Source organism: Marinobacter sp. LA51 (assembly GCF_030297175.1).
Classification (GTDB): domain Bacteria; phylum Pseudomonadota; class Gammaproteobacteria; order Pseudomonadales; family Oleiphilaceae; genus Marinobacter; species Marinobacter apostichopi.
Map to the genome: position 1 here is coordinate 740473 of NZ_AP028070.1, position 14205 is coordinate 754677.

Genomic DNA, 14205 nt, shown 5'->3' on the forward strand with positions numbered 1-14205 from the left:
AAAGGAGCTAGCCTAAATTGCCGTGGCAATGAAAAATAATGGTATTATTTCAGGAATCCATGAAAAAAATTCACGCATTAGAGGTGGTGAGGTGCTGGACCGAAACCATTTGGAGATTCTCAGTGCTGTCGACCGGCACGGGTCGCTGACCGCCGCAGCCGATACATTGAACCTGACGCAGTCGGCGCTCAGTCACGCCATTCGCAAGCTGGAGCAACAGCTGGGTACGGCGGTGTGGGTTCGTGAAGGGCGACAGCTGCGGTTAACTCAATCAGGTGAGTATTTACTTGCGCTGGCGAACCGGCTGTTGCCGCAGTTTGAACACGCGGAGAGGCTGGTCGGCCAGTTTGCCATGGGCCAGAGGGGTAGTCTGCGGGTCGGGATGGAGTGCCATCCCTGCTACCAATGGTTGCTGAAGGTGGTTGGCCCCTACCTTCAGCAATGGCCCGACGTTGATGTGGATGTGAAGCAGAAATTTCAGTTCGGCGGGATCGGTGCCCTTTACGGTCATGATATCGATATGTTGGTGACACCCGATCCTCTGCATCGGCCGGGCCTGGTGTTTCAGCCGGTGTTTGACTACGAGCAGGTGCTGGTGGTGGCCGATGATCACCCGCTGGCGGGCGAGCAATGGGCGACGCCGAAGGATCTCGCCGGTGAAACGCTCATCACCTATCCGGTGGAGATTGAACGGCTCGACATCTTCAGCCAGTTTTTGTTGCCAGCTCATGTTCGGCCAGCCCGCCACAAAACCATCGAAACCACGGACATCATGCTACAGATGGTCGCCACTGGGCGCGGAGTTGCGGCGCTGCCGCGTTGGCTGGTGTTGGAATACCGCGATAAAATCCCGGTCACGCCGGTGCGCCTCGGTGAACACGGCATCGCTAAACAGATCTTTTTAGGCCTTCGGGAGCGGGATCTGGGGGTGGACTACCTGAATTCCTTCATGACGATGGCCCGTGATGTTCGCTGGCGCTAGGGACTTGCGGTAAACTGCGCGAAAAAACGCAATCAGGAATCCGATCATGAGTGATATACCTGCAGATTTGAAATACATCGAAACCCACCAGTGGGTACGTGTCTCTGACGATGGCACCGCAACCGTGGGCATCACCGACTTTGCTCAGGAGCAGCTTGGTGATGTGGTTTACATCGGGGTGCCTGATCTGGGTGTGACAGTGAACGGCGGCGAAGAAGCCGGCGTGGCGGAGTCGGTGAAGTCTGCATCGGACGTGTTCAGCCCGGTCACAGGTGAAGTTGTTGCGGTGAACGAGGCCCTTGAGGACGAACCGGAAAAGGTCAACGAAGACCCCTACGGTGATGGCTGGCTGTTCAAGGTCAAGCTGGTGGACCAGGGCGAACTCGACGGGCTGATGGACGCAACCGCCTACACCGAGCACGTGGCTGCCGAGGGCTAAGCTGTAGCTAGATGTCAGGCCATTTGCACATGTTTAATTCGGGGTGTCTGATTCACCCCGTCATGTATAATCCCCGCCCCATTTTCTCCTCTACCAGGTGCCCTTTATGAATTTCCCAGTGTTGTATTTACGCAAAGGCGCCGAGCGCAGGCTGCGGGCGGGGCACTTATGGGTTTACAGCAACGAAGTGGATACCCGGCGTTCGCCGCTGACAGAATTTGAGGCGGGCTCCCAGGCCGAGCTGCGGGCCGCCAATGACAAGCCGCTGGGAACAATTTTCGTCAATCCCCATGCGCTGATCTGCGGTCGTTTGATTAGCCGGGATGCCAGTCACGGCATGACGCCCAAGCGCCTGACGGATCGCCTGGAAACGGCGCTGTCGCTACGGGAAAAGCTGTTTGACCGGCCGTTTTACCGTTGGGTGTTCGGTGACAGCGATGGCCTGTCCGGACTGGTGATTGATCGCTTTGACGATACCGTCGTGGTGCAGATCTCCACCGCTGGCATGGAACTGCTGAAAGACGCCATTGTGCGTGCAGTTCAGCGCCTGGCCCACCCCACCGCGATCATCCTGAAGAACGATGGCAAGATGCGGAAGGTCGAGGGGCTTGAGACCTACGTTGAACAGGCTCATGGACCTGAGGTGTCTCTGCTGAAGGTGGAGGAAAACGGCGTACGCTTCGAAGTGCCGCTTGAAGGCGGCCAGAAAACCGGTTGGTTCTACGATCACCGGATGAATCGCCAGCGGTTGCAATCCTATGCTCCTGGGAAACGAGTGCTGGATGTGTTCAGCTACGTGGGCGGTTGGGGCATTCAGGCCGCCTGCGCCGGCGCCACCCAGGTTACCTGTGTCGACAGCTCGTCCTCGGCCATTGAGTCGGTGCATCACAACGCTCGCCTTAACGGTCTTGATAACGTGGAAACTATTGAAGGCGATGCCTTTGAGGCGCTTAAAGCGTTGTGCGACGAGAAAGAAAAATTCGACATCGTCGTGCTTGATCCACCCGCGCTGATTCCCAGGCGTCGTGACCAAAAGGCGGGTGAGCAGGCGTATGCCCGGCTGAATCAACTGGGCCTGCGGCTGCTCGAGCGGGATGGTATTCTGGTATCGGCATCCTGTTCCATGCACCTGTCCCAGGATCGGCTAACCGATATCATCCGCAGCAGCGGCCGGAAAATCGACCGATTTGTGCAGCTGCTGGAGCAGGGGCATCAGGCGCCGGACCACCCGGTCATTCCGGGTATTCCGGAGACTGACTACATCAAGTCCAGCTTTGTCCGGTCTCTAACCGGTTTCTTCTGATTGTGCTGGGCTGCCCCAGCCCTCGAGGGGTAGGGCCCGTCCGCGTCAGTCCCTTAGAGAGAGGATCTGCCAGCCGTTTTCCCGGGCCAGCCCCTCAAGCGTTGGGTCCGGATCGACGGCGACGGGGTTTTCGACTTCTCGGAGCAGGGGGGCGTCGTTGTGGGAATCGCTATAGAACCAGGCTCCGTCAAGGTCATGCCCGTAGGCGGTAAGCCAATCCTGCAGGCGAGTAACCTTGCCATCCTGAAAACTGGGCACACCGGCAACCTCGCCGGTGTAGCGACCGTTCACCAGCTCAGGCTCGGTTGCGATCAGGTGTTCAATGCCCAGTGCCTCGGCAATCGGTTCGGTCACAAAACGGTTGGTGGCGGTGATGATCATCAGGGTGTGGCCCTGCGCCCGATGGCTGTCCAGTAGTTCAGCCGCCTTTCGTTGCATCATCGGCCGGACCTTCTTGTCCATAAAGGAGTCACGCCAGGTCAGTAACTGATCCAGATTGTGGCTTGCCAGCGGCTGCAAGGCAAAGCCCAGGTAGTGAAGAATATCCAGTTCGCCGTTCAGGTATTCCTGATAAAACCGGTCATTAGCCTTGCGATACTCTTCCGCATCCACAATGCCTTCTTCAACCAGGAATTCTCCCCAGGCGTGGTCGCTGTCGCCAGCAAGAAGCGTGTTGTCCAGATCAAAAATTGCGAGCGTCAAGCTGTTACCTCCGGTGATTACGTGGCCTGCCTTAGGTCGGCTAGTCTAGCACGACCGGCGGAATGCGGCTTCGTTTGCCGTACCCTTGGGTTTCTGCAAGAATGAGAGCAACTTGGACAATTCTGACCGGTCATTTTTTGAACCGGTCCGCCGACTTTTGAGAGGACTGTGCCGTGATTGATTCAGACGGTTTCAGACCCAACGTCGGAATCATTCTGGCCAACCACCGGGGAGAAGTTCTCTGGGCACGGCGAATAGGGCAGGACTCTTGGCAGTTCCCCCAAGGTGGCATCAATCATGATGAATCACCGGAGGCGGCACTGTACCGGGAGCTGGGAGAGGAAATCGGTCTCGGAGCTAGCGATGTCGAAATCATCAGCTGTACCCGTGGCTGGCTTAGGTACCGGCTTCCGAGGAGGATGGTACGCCATAACTCGCACCCCGTTTGTGTGGGCCAAAAACAGAAATGGTTCCTGCTGAGGATGTTATCGCCGGATGCGCAAGTGTGCGTGGACGGTACCGATTCACCGGAATTCGACGGCTGGCAGTGGGTTAGCTACTGGTATCCGTTGGGTCAGGTAGTATCGTTTAAACGGGAAGTGTATCGACGTGCGTTGCGAGAGCTCGCGCCTCGGCTGTTCTACAACATGGAGCAGTGGCGCAGGCATGAGCAGAACCGGAACGCAAAGGAACACCAGAAATGACGGATTGACCCCGCCATGCTGAGCATACTGCGAAGTCTTGTACAAGAGGTAAACAGCGCCCGCGATTTGCAGGAGGCGCTGGATGTCATTGTCTCGCGGGTGCAAAAGGCCATGGGGACAGAGGTCTGTTCCGTTTACCTGCTGGATCCCGCTACCAACCGCTATATTCTGATGGCCACCGAAGGCCTCTATCGCAAGGCTGTCGGTAAGGTCAGCCTTGGTTATTCCGAAGGTCTGGTCGGCCTTGTTGGCTCCCGTGAGGAGCCAATCAATCTCGAAGACGCGCCGTCGCATCCCCGCTACCGCTATTTCCCGGAGACCGGTGAAGAGCGATTCCGGTCGTTCCTGGGTGTGCCCATCATTCACCACCGGCGCGTGCTGGGCGTCCTGGTCGTCCAGCAGCGTGAAAGCTCCCGTTGCTTTGACGAAGGCGAAGAGGCTTTCCTTGTCACCGTGTCTGCCCAACTGGCAGGGGTGATCGCCCACAGCGAGGCCACCGGAGCTATTAGTGGCCTGTCGCTGACCGGCGAAGAGGCTCGGGATGTCAGTTTCAACGGTGTGCCGGGCGCTCCCGGCGTTGCCATCGGCGCAGGTGTGGTGGTCTATCCGTCCGCCGATCTGGATGTGGTGCCAGAGAAACCAACTGACGATATCGATCAGGAACTTGAGCTGTTCCGTGCTGCCGTGAAGGCTGTACGGGAGGACATCGAACGGGTCGCCAATCGGCTGGCGTCGCAACTTCGGCCAGAAGAGCAGGCGCTGTTTGATGTCTATCTGCGAATGCTCGGTGATGAAGCCTTGCCGGGCGAGGTTGCCAACAATATCCGCGCTGGGGTTTGGGCCCAGGGGGCCTTGAAACAGGTGGTCCAACAGTACATCCGTCATTTCGAAATGATGGACGATCACTATCTGCAGGAGCGCGCTGTCGACGTACGAGATCTGGGCCGCAGGCTGCTCTCGCATCTGCAGGAGGGGGAGCAGCTGCACCTTGAGTATCCGGAGCGGACGGTGCTGGTCAGCGAGGAGCTGACACCGGCTATGCTCGGGGAAGTGCCCAAGGGGCAGTTGGTGGGGTTGGTGTCTGTTAAAGGTTCCAGTAACTCACATGTTGCGATCCTGGCCCGCGCGATGGGCGTACCCACCGTTATGGGCCTGGTGGATATCCCGGTAAACCAGCTGGATGGCAAAGAACTGATTGTCGACGGCTTCGAGGGCCAGATCTTTGCATCGCCGTCAGATGATTTGCGGGCCTTTTATCAGGCCATCTACGACGAAGAAGATGAGCTGATTCGCGGTCTTGAGGTGCTTCGGGACAAGCCGTGCGAGACCACCGATAACCATCGTGTGTCACTGCTGGTGAATACCGGGCTGATGACTGATGTGGTCCGGTCGCTGTCGCACGGGGCCGAAGGCATCGGTCTGTACCGCACCGAAGTTCCGTTCATGATCAAGGACCGCTTTCCGTCTGAGCAGGAACAGCGAGAGTACTATCGTGAGCAGCTGGAGGCATTTGCCCCGAACCCGGTCACCATGCGGACCCTGGACATCGGAGGCGACAAGTCGCTGACCTATTTCCCGATTCAGGAAGAAAATCCATTCCTGGGCTGGCGCGGCATCCGGGTTACGCTCGACCATCCGGAAATCTTCCTGGTGCAGGTTCGGGCCATGCTCAAGGCCAGTGAAGGGCTGAACAACTTGCAGATCATGCTGCCCATGATCAGCAATATTTCCGAGGTTGAGGAGTCGTTGCACCTGATCTACCGGGTGTACCATGAGGTCCGCGAAGAGGGCTACGACATCCACATGCCGAAAGTGGGCGTGATGGTGGAAATACCCGCCGCGGTTTACCAGATCCGTGAACTGGCAGACCGGGTAGATTTCCTGTCCGTGGGCTCCAACGACCTGACCCAGTATTTGCTGGCGGTTGACCGGAACAATCCACGAGTGGCGCAGCTCTACCATTCCTATCATCCGGCCGTGCTGCAGGCACTGGTGCGGATTGCCCAGGACGCTCATGTTGTGGGTAAACCGGTAGGTATATGCGGCGAATTGGCCGGGGACCCGGGAGGGGCACTCTTGTTGATGGCCATGGGCTATGACTCCCTGTCCATGAACGCGGCCAGCCTGCCCAAGGTGAAGTCGGTGATTCGTAGCGTTAGCCGGGAGTGGGCAATGCAGCTGCTTGAAGACGTCCTGTTGCTGGATTCTCCCCATGTTATCAAGAGTTGCGTGGATCTGGCGTTGCGCAATGCCGGTTTCGGGCGCTACCTCCGCCCGGGGAAATCGAACACCGTGGCCTTTGCTGAAAAGGCCCTTTCCTGACCTGTTATCGCATTTTGAGCGATTATAGGGTGTGTACTCTAAAACCTGCTGTTAGGTTGGAGGGTATTCGAGCGTGCGGAAACCATTTCCCGTCACGCCAACCGAAAAAGGAAACACGATGACTGATCCAGCCGATCTTCAATCTGCTCCCCGCATAGGCCTGGCGCTTGGTGGTGGCGGGCCGCTGGGCGGCATCTATGAAATCGGCGCGCTGCGAGCTCTGGACGAAGCCCTGGATGGTCTGGATTTTAACGATCTCGACGTCTATGTCGGGGTGAATGGCGGCTCGTTCGTGGCAGCCAATCTGGCCAATCAGATGACTACGGCGCAATTGTGCCGAATTTTCGTTCGCAATGAAGCCGAGGTGCACCCATTCCATCCCGAGGTGTTCTATCGGCCGGCTTTCCGGGAGATTGGCCGGCGATTGCTGTCCGTGCCCGGTCTTATGTCCACCGCGGTTCAGCGTTTCGTCAACAACCCCTACGATCAGAGCTTGTTGGAGGCACTGACCATTCTTGCCCAGGCCGCGCCGGCTGGCCTGTTCGATAACGAGGGCTTGCACGAGTACCTCAAGCGCGCCTTCACCATGCTTGGCAGGACTAACGATTTCCGCCAACTCAAGCGCAGCCTCTACATCGTCGCAGCCGATGTTGAGAGTACTGAGGCGGTCTGTTTCGGTGCCCCGGGCTTTGATCACGTGCCCATTTCCAAAGCTATCCAGGCGAGCACGGCGTCACCGGGACTCTATGTGCCGGTGGATATTGATGGCCGTTACTACGTGGATGGCACGCTGCGCAAAGGTCTGCACGCGTCAGTGGCGTTCGAGGACGGTGCCGATCTGGTGTTTGCTGTGAATCCCCAGGTGCCGATTGATGCCAGCGCTGCGGTTCGCGCCGGCACCATGAAGCCGGGCGAGCTGACACGCTCTGGAATGCCGCACATGTTGTCTCAGATGTTCCGGACCATGGTCTATTCCCGCATGCAGTCAGGTATCGCCCAGTACAATCGCGATTATCCGGACAAAGACATTCTGCTGTTCGAGCCGACCCGGGACGACGCCAAGCTGTTTTTCTCCAACGTATTCAGTTTCCAGTCGCGCCGCATGGTGTGTGAACATGCCTACCAGATGACCCGGCGGGATCTGCTTAACCGCGCTGATGAGTTGGAGCCAAAGCTGGCCAAGTACGGTATCAAACTACGTCGGGATCGCCTGGAAGACGAGCAGCGCACGATCAGTACCAGTCTGTATGGTGAGATGCTGCCACTGTATGTGGCGAAAGGCAGAAAAAAGCAGGCAGAGAAGGGCAAGCTGGCCTCTGGCCTGGAAAACGTGACTCAGCTGTTCAGTCGAGCTCAGTAGGGTAGGCAAGTGTAGGTGGGACACGGATCGCCGTGCCCCACTCAACTGGACAATTACAGGATGTACCGGCTCAGGTCCTCGTCCTCAGCCAATTCTCCAAGCTTTTCATCCACATACTGCGCGGTCACTTCGAAGCCGTCGGTGACTTTGTCGCCAGCGTCGTATGACAGGCTTTCCAGCAAACGCTCAAGTACCGTGTGCAGTCTGCGCGCACCGATATTTTCAGTGGTTTCGTTCACCTTGTAGGCCACTTCCGCAATGCGGGCAATGGCGTCATCGGTAAAGGTCAGTTGGACACCTTCGGTTGCCATCAAGGCTTCGTACTGCTGCACCAGCGATGCATCTGGCTCTGTGAGGATGCGTTTGAAATCCTCCGGCGTAAGCGCCTGAAGCTCTACCCGGATCGGCAGCCGGCCCTGAAGCTCAGGAATCAGGTCGGAAGGCTTCGACAGATGGAAGGCTCCAGAGGCAATGAACAGGATGTGGTCGGTGCGAATCGCGCCATACTTGGTGCTCACCGTGCTGCCTTCGATCAGGGGCAACAGGTCTCGCTGGACGCCCTCACGGGAGACATCGGATGATGTGTTCTCCGAGCGCTTGGCCACCTTGTCGATCTCGTCGACAAAGACAATGCCGTTCTGCTCGACCGCCTGAATGGCCTTCTGCTTGATCTCTTCTTCGTTGACCAGTTTGGCCGCTTCCTCGTCCTTCACCCGCTTCAGCGCATCGGCGACCTTCATTTTCCGGGTCTTACGCTTGTCAGATGACAGGTTGGAGAACATGCTCTGCAGCTGATTGGTCATCTCTTCCATGCCCGGAGGCGCCATGATTTCGACGCCACCACCGCTGTTGCTCAGGTCGATCTCAATTTCTTTTTCATCGAGCTCGCCTTCACGCAGCTTCTTGCGGAACAGTTGACGCGTGGACGAATCGTCCGGACGCTGGCTGTCTTCTTTGAAATCCCGGGCCGGGGGCAGTAGGGCGTCGAGAATGCGATCTTCGGCGGCATCCAGGGCACGGTTGTCATGGCGCTTCATTTCCTGCTCGCGCAGCATCTTGATCGCCATGTCGGCCAGGTCCCGAATAATAGACTCCACGTCCCGGCCAACGTAACCAACCTCGGTAAACTTGGTGGCTTCCACCTTCAGGAACGGGGCGTCCGCCAACTTCGCCAGCCGGCGGGCGATTTCGGTTTTACCAACACCGGTCGGACCGATCATCAGGATATTCTTCGGGGTGATTTCATCGCGCAGGCTGCTATCGAGCTGCATCCGACGCCAGCGGTTTCTCAGGGCGATCGCCACTGACCGCTTGGCTTCGTCCTGGCCCACGATGTGTTTATTCAGCTCGTGAACGATCTCACGGGGTGTCATTGCAGACATGGTCGCTCCGGATCAGTCGTTGGTGGACAGCACTTCGAGGGTGCGATTGTGATTCGTGTAAATGCAGATGTCAGCGGCGATATCCAGGCCCTTCTCGACCACTTCGTGCGCCGACAGGTCAGTGTTTTCAAGCAGTGCCCGAGCTGACGCCTGGGCGAATGGACCGCCGGAACCAATGGCAATCAAGCCTTGCTCTGGCTCGATCACATCACCATTGCCGGTAATGATCAACGATGCGGTCTTGTCCGCCACCGCAAGCAGGGCTTCCAGCTTGCGCAGGGCACGGTCCGTTCGCCAATCTTTCGCCAGTTCCACGGCTGCCCGGGTCAGGTTGCCCTGGTGCTTTTCCAGTTGGGCCTCAAAACGCTCAAACAGGGTGAATGCATCGGCGGTACCGCCGGCGAATCCGGCAACTACCTTACCGTTATAAAGCCGGCGAACCTTGCGAGCGTTGCCTTTCATCACGGTGTTGCCCAGCGAAACCTGGCCGTCGCCACCCATGGCGACTTCGTCATCGCGCCGAACCGAAAGTATCGTAGTCATTTGGGCTCCAATTGCCTGATTGAAATCGGTATTGAGCAGTTATGGAGGCTTGGGGAGAGAATTCAAGTGGGAGTAGGCGCTGTAACGCCCGGTACATGTTGCAGGTTTGGGGCAGCACTGCCCAAAACCGTGCGGAGCCATGGATGGCGGAGCCGAGCGTACAGGGATGTATTCACAGCGTGTTTTGGACAGTGCTGCCCGAAAGCTGCGGAACTCAGCCTTCTTTGGGAATTTTCCGGATCAGGGGCTGGATGTTGATGGAGACCAGCTTGTCGATCGCCGAGTTCATCTGGCTGCGTGAGGTAAACGGGCCTACGTTGACCCGATACCAAACTGAGCCACTATCCAGATCTATACGCTGCACGCTGGCACGCAGGCCCTGGAAGGCAATCTGGGCGCGCTGGCGTTCGGCGTCGCCTTTTTGGCGGAAGGAGCCGGACTGCACCAGGTAGTTGAAATCCTGCTTCGCCGGGCCGGGGGTGTATTCCTCCACCTTGGGTGGCACCACCTCCGATTCCGGCAGCATTTCATAGAAGCGGAAGCCGGGCTTCTTTTCCTTCTCTTTTGTCTTTGCGGTTTCGGCAGGGCGCTGGGCCTCGGTGGTTTCCGTTGCCGGCGCCTCTGTCGATGGTTGCGGCCCGCCTGTAGGCAGGGAATTGAGATACACGATAAAGCCGATGAACCCGCCTACCGCGGCCAGGGAGAAAATCCACTTAACCGAAAGTCCGCCGTGCTGCGAGCGTGCAGGTGCGGTCGGCTTTGGCCGGCTGCTTCGTTTCGGCGCAGGCTTTGCCGCCTTTTTTCGCGGCGTTGCTGAAGCAGCAGTTGACCGGTTCTTTCGCGCGTAATCTCGGGCCATGATGGTTGCTTACATCTCTTCCGGAGCGCTGACACCCAGCAGGTCGAGCCCGTTGGCAATCACCTGGCGGACGGCGAGGTAGAGGCTGACGCGGGCATCGCGAACGGCGGTATCCTCAATCAGCACCTTGTGGGCGTTGTAATAGGTATGGAACTGGCCAGCCAGCTCCCGCAGATAATGCGTCAGGTGGTGCGGTTCCCGTTGGGCTGCCGAATTGGCAATCAGTTCCGGGTACTTGGCCAGTTGGTTGGCCAGGTCTTTTTCCTCATCGAGGGTCAGCAAGGACAGGTCGCCGACACACTCGTTGAGCCCTCTCTGGATGCCTTCTTCCGACAGTTTCCGCAGGACACTGCAGATCCGGGCATGAGCATACTGAATGTAATACACCGGGTTTTCATTGGTCTGCGAGCGTGCCAGATCGATATCGAAGGTCAACTGGGAATCAACCCGACGTGCCGCAAGGAAGAACCGGGTGGCATCCCGGCCCACTTCGTCGATCAGGTCCCTCACCGTGACATAGCTGCCGGCACGTTTGGAGATTTTCACTTCCTGGCCTGAGCGAGTCACCATCACCATCTGATGCAGAACATAGTCCGGCCAGCCTTTCGGAATACCGGCGTCCAGCGCCTGCAATCCGGCGCGTACCCGGGTTACGGTAGAGTGGTGGTCTGCACCCTGCTCATTGATCACAGTGGAGAAACCACGCTGCCACTTGTCCAGGTGGTAAGCCACATCCGGAAGGAAGTAGGTGTAGCCACCGTCCTTCTTGCGCATGACTCGATCTTTGTCATCGCCAAATTCTGTGGTCTTCAGCCACATGGCACCATCATGCTCATAGGTGTAGCCGTTTTCCTGCAAGCGGTTTACCGCGGACTCTACCTTGCCTTCCTCGTACAACGAGGATTCCAGGAAATACACGTCAAAGTGCACGCCAAAGGCTTTCAGGTCGAGATCTTGCTCCCGGCGCAGATAGGCGACGGCGAATTCACGAATTGCATCCTGGTTCTCAGGGTCAGCCTTGGCGGTGACTTCACGGTCGTCCGCGGTGACCGTTTCGCCGGCCAGATAGGCGTTGGCGACGTCGACGATGTAGGCGCCACGATAGCCATCGGCGGGCCAGCTGTCATCGTCAGGCGTCAGGCCTTTCACCCGGGACTGCACCGACAACGCCAAATTGTTGATCTGGGCGCCGGCATCGTTGTAGTAGAATTCGCGGGTTACCTGGTATCCGTTGGCTTCGAGCAGCCGGCAAAGGCAGTCGCCGATCGCCGCACCGCGACCGTGGCCAACGTGCAATGGTCCGGTTGGGTTGGCCGAGACAAACTCCACTTGAACTTTTTCACCCTGACCCGTCTGGTTCCGGCCAAACTGCGTGGATTGCTCGAGGATGGTGTTCACCACCTCGAACGCGCTGGCGGTGCTCATGAAAAAGTTAATAAAGCCAGGGCCGGCGATCTCCACCTTTTGGACCGCATCGCTTTCCGGCAGCTTTTCAATCAGTGCTTCAGCCAGCTTCCGGGGCGGACAGCCCGCTGCTTTCGAGGCGACCAGGGCTATGTTGCAGGCGTAATCCCCGTGCGACTTGTCCTTGGTGTTGCCTACTTGCGGCGTGAAGGCCTGGTCTGCGGGCAGCGTGCCCTCGGATTGCAGGGCGGCCAGCGCGGACTGGAGCAGATCGGAAACGGTCTCTTTCATGCTGTCGAATGACTCGGTTTACTGGAGAATTGGCGTTAGGGCAGAGGGCCCGTTGAAAATAGGAGCCGGGTATTATCGCGGAAACTGGCGTTGCAAGCAAAAGACCCGGCGAATGCCGGGTCTTTTGCACTTCTTGAGCAGGGTTGTCAGTCGGTGATTGAATAGTTTTGGACATAGGGCGAGCCCGAATACGGCGCGGGTGGCGTCACCGTCACGGTTAAGGTGCCTGAGTCACTTGTACCGTCTGACTCGGTAGCTATGCATAGGGTTACCGGAGTTGTTCGAAAACTAGTCGTAGTGTTGAAGCTGCTTTCGCCGATGATTCTGCCATTTGTGGTTGAAAATTCGACGGACGTGTTGCCAGGAGGTGGGCCCTGAACGAGGCTGGACGTGCTGTCAAAGAAGTCTCCCGAAATGTCGAAGCATAAATTTCCAGGGGCAGAGATTATTGCCGGCGGGTCGATTCCAATAATGTCGCTAGTCGCGTACAAGTAAGTAAGCTCAAAAATCTCTTTCACTGCAGTGGTGCAATCGTTGGCGTCTTCGGATTCGGGGGAGCAAGCCGTGCCGTTGTAGATGCCGTCGGCTACGTCAAAAGCATTGTTGGTGTTGTAATCGAAAAACTCCTCGTCTGGGTCTCTCGAATTGTTTCTGTTTCGATCAAGGAACGCCTCGGAAGAGTCGTGTTCATTGGCAATAAACAGGTCTGTGCCGGCTGTGTAGATCCCATCACTGTTCAGGTCTCGAAAGCTCTCCTCTCCGACAGTTCGTGCCAAAATGGCAATGATTCCGTTATCTGGAGTTTTCGGATCCTGGCTTACCCAGCCAACGACGCAAGCGCCCTCGGTTAGCGTGCACTCATTGGGAACTGCGCCCCCCGAAGTTACAAAGTTTACGATGGTGTCATTGATAGGGTTGTTGTTTCTGTCCGCGGCGCGAATATTGATCTGAACCGTTTCGCCGTCGTAGCGACGAGCATTCGGAAGGAAGTTTTCCGCCACTGATATCGAAAAGCTGTCCTGATCGGGAATGGTGGCGCTGACGGAAACAGGGTCAGATGTTGTTTGAATGACTTCGCCATTGTCGACATCGAATGTTGCTGTCACGCTGACCACAGTCGCGACTGTGCCAGCATTTATTCGCGTTTGTGCGGTACCATCGGCGATTGTGTCAGAGCTTGTTTCTGTTAGAGATATACCGCCGACCGTTGTAGAAATTGTGTAGTCCACTGGCTGGCCGACTATCGGGTCGCCGTTTTTGTCGACCAAACGAAAGATGATTGTTGATACGCTGGCTCGCGCAGAATCGGAGCTACCGAGCGTGGCAATGGCAGTTGGTGAGGCGCTTACAAATTCCAGCGCGCCAACCTCTTGGCTTGCTACCGATACAACGGCGGTTGCTGTTGATCCATTGCTCAGTCTGGCTGTGATGGTGTCGGTGCCAGAGCAACCAGCTTCATAGGACGTGCTGATTTTGCCGGAAGTAGTAACGAGTGGTGTGTCGAGTTTTGCGGACTCGCATTCCGATGTCAGTGTTACCGTTGTCTCCTGGGCGTTGTAGATGCTGTTGTCTGCATTCGCGTCAACGACGTTAAATTCTATTCTCGCGATACCGCCTGAAGATAGGTTTGTCGCTGATAGGTCGATAGCTCCTGATTGAAAGTTGTCAGCGGCCCCGGTTCCAAGCTCAAGTGAGACCTCCCTTTGGGTGCTTCCTCCTTCATTATTAGAGCTGCTCGACCCAGAGTCCGATGAACCGACATTCACAATTGGGCTGGATCCATCATCCCCGCCGCAGGCAGCAAGTGTAAATGCAAGCGCCAATACGGACGTTCGCGCAAGGAATTTCCCTGACATATCCAATCTCCATGTTTTCCATTTGGGTGGTGAGGCTATCCATAACGTGAGTTCCCTG

12 protein-coding genes are annotated in these 14205 nt (G+C 57.2%); 6 read left to right on the forward strand and 6 right to left on the reverse strand.

Features of this window, described 5'->3' with window-relative positions; genetic code table 11:
- Positions 1 to 91 precede the first annotated feature (91 nt).
- The 3 genes from QUE89_RS03380 to QUE89_RS03390 all read left to right on the forward strand — a co-directional run bounded on the left by QUE89_RS03380 (position 92) and on the right by QUE89_RS03390 (position 2724).
- On the forward strand, positions 92 to 982 hold the full coding sequence (locus QUE89_RS03380) for a LysR family transcriptional regulator (RefSeq protein WP_286221838.1): 891 nt from the start codon (positions 92 to 94) through the stop codon (positions 980 to 982).
- 46 nt (positions 983 to 1028) lie between these two features.
- Positions 1029 to 1421, forward strand: a complete 393-nt coding sequence (gene gcvH, locus QUE89_RS03385) for a glycine cleavage system protein GcvH (protein WP_286221839.1) — start codon at positions 1029 to 1031, stop codon at positions 1419 to 1421.
- A 106-nt stretch (positions 1422 to 1527) separates the two neighbouring features.
- Positions 1528 to 2724 carry a class I SAM-dependent rRNA methyltransferase gene (locus tag QUE89_RS03390; RefSeq protein WP_286221840.1) on the forward strand — a complete coding sequence of 399 codons (1197 nt, stop codon included), beginning with the start codon at positions 1528 to 1530 and terminating at the stop codon, positions 2722 to 2724.
- Positions 2725 to 2769: 45 nt separating this feature from the next.
- Here the strand turns inward: QUE89_RS03390 and QUE89_RS03395 are convergent, their stop codons facing one another.
- Positions 2770 to 3426 (reverse strand): histidinol-phosphatase, encoded by a 657-nt coding sequence (locus QUE89_RS03395; protein ID WP_286221841.1) that lies wholly within the window; start codon positions 3424 to 3426, stop codon positions 2770 to 2772.
- Positions 3427 to 3599: 173 nt separating this feature from the next.
- Here QUE89_RS03395 and QUE89_RS03400 point away from each other — a divergent pair, with 173 nt between their 5' ends.
- From QUE89_RS03400 to QUE89_RS03410, 3 genes are all read left to right on the forward strand, one after another.
- The gene (locus QUE89_RS03400; RefSeq protein WP_041341587.1) at positions 3600 to 4130 is read left to right on the forward strand and encodes an RNA pyrophosphohydrolase; all 531 of its coding nucleotides are present in this window, start codon (positions 3600 to 3602) and stop codon (positions 4128 to 4130) included.
- Between the two features lie 15 nt (positions 4131 to 4145).
- Positions 4146 to 6452 carry a phosphoenolpyruvate--protein phosphotransferase gene (ptsP, locus tag QUE89_RS03405; protein WP_286221842.1) on the forward strand — a complete coding sequence of 769 codons (2307 nt, stop codon included), beginning with the start codon at positions 4146 to 4148 and terminating at the stop codon, positions 6450 to 6452.
- A gap of 118 nt (positions 6453 to 6570) precedes the next feature.
- Positions 6571 to 7812 (forward strand): patatin-like phospholipase family protein, encoded by a 1242-nt coding sequence (locus QUE89_RS03410; RefSeq protein ID WP_286221843.1) that lies wholly within the window; start codon positions 6571 to 6573, stop codon positions 7810 to 7812.
- Positions 7813 to 7865: 53 nt separating this feature from the next.
- On the opposite strand, the gene hslU is transcribed toward QUE89_RS03410, so the two are convergent.
- The 5 genes from hslU to QUE89_RS03435 all read right to left on the reverse strand — a co-directional run bounded on the left by hslU (position 7866) and on the right by QUE89_RS03435 (position 14147).
- Complete coding sequence (gene hslU, locus QUE89_RS03415) at positions 7866 to 9194, reverse strand: ATP-dependent protease ATPase subunit HslU (RefSeq protein ID WP_286221844.1); 1329 nt, start codon at positions 9192 to 9194, stop codon at positions 7866 to 7868.
- 12 nt (positions 9195 to 9206) lie between these two features.
- On the reverse strand, positions 9207 to 9737 hold the full coding sequence (gene hslV, locus QUE89_RS03420) for an ATP-dependent protease subunit HslV (RefSeq protein WP_041341590.1): 531 nt from the start codon (positions 9735 to 9737) through the stop codon (positions 9207 to 9209).
- Between the two features lie 214 nt (positions 9738 to 9951).
- Positions 9952 to 10596, reverse strand: coding sequence for an SPOR domain-containing protein (locus tag QUE89_RS03425; RefSeq protein ID WP_286221845.1), 645 nt, complete (start codon positions 10594 to 10596; stop codon positions 9952 to 9954).
- A 9-nt stretch (positions 10597 to 10605) separates the two neighbouring features.
- Entirely contained in the window at positions 10606 to 12291 is a 1686-nt protein-coding gene (gene argS, locus QUE89_RS03430) for an arginine--tRNA ligase (protein ID WP_286221846.1), read from the reverse strand.
- 146 nt (positions 12292 to 12437) lie between these two features.
- Positions 12438 to 14147 carry a hypothetical protein gene (locus QUE89_RS03435; RefSeq protein ID WP_286221847.1) on the reverse strand — a complete coding sequence of 570 codons (1710 nt, stop codon included), beginning with the start codon at positions 14145 to 14147 and terminating at the stop codon, positions 12438 to 12440.
- Positions 14148 to 14205: the final 58 nt, after the last annotated feature.